Source organism: Porphyromonas sp. COT-052 OH4946 (assembly GCF_000765965.1).
Classification (GTDB): domain Bacteria; phylum Bacteroidota; class Bacteroidia; order Bacteroidales; family Porphyromonadaceae; genus Porphyromonas; species Porphyromonas gulae.
Genome location: NZ_JQZY01000028.1, coordinates 1 through 431, shown reverse-complemented (window position 1 = coordinate 431; position 431 = coordinate 1). Strand labels below are relative to the sequence as shown.

Genomic DNA, 431 nt, shown 5'->3' with positions numbered 1-431 from the left:
GGCACCAAGTATGTTGCCTTCCGTCACTTCAACTGTACAGACTTCTTCTGGATCAATCTGGACGACATCGAGATCAAGGCCAATGCCAAGCGCGCCGAGGTTGTGAACGAAGGCTTCGAGAGCGGTATACCTTCCGCATGGAAGACTATCGATGCCGACGGCGATGGCAACAACTGGACGACTACACCTCCTCCCGGAGGGTCTTCTTTCACNGCTATTCGGGGTACCCGTGCACAGGGTACTTGGTACCAAAAGACTGTACAGTTGCCAGCGGGCACCAAGTATGTTGCTTTCCGTCACTTCAACTGTACAGACTTCTTCTGGATCAATTTGGACGATGTCGTGATCACCGGCGATGGAGGCTCCTCAGCCGATTATACCTATACGGTTTATCGCGATGGCACTAAGATCAAGGAGGGTCTGACGGCAAC

Annotated in this window: 1 protein-coding gene; it reads left to right on the top strand. The window is 52.8% G+C overall.

Annotation, left to right across the window (positions count from 1 at the left end):
• On the top strand, positions 1-431 hold a 431-nt coding region (locus HQ50_RS09530), incomplete at both ends, for a choice-of-anchor J domain-containing protein (RefSeq protein ID WP_039430082.1).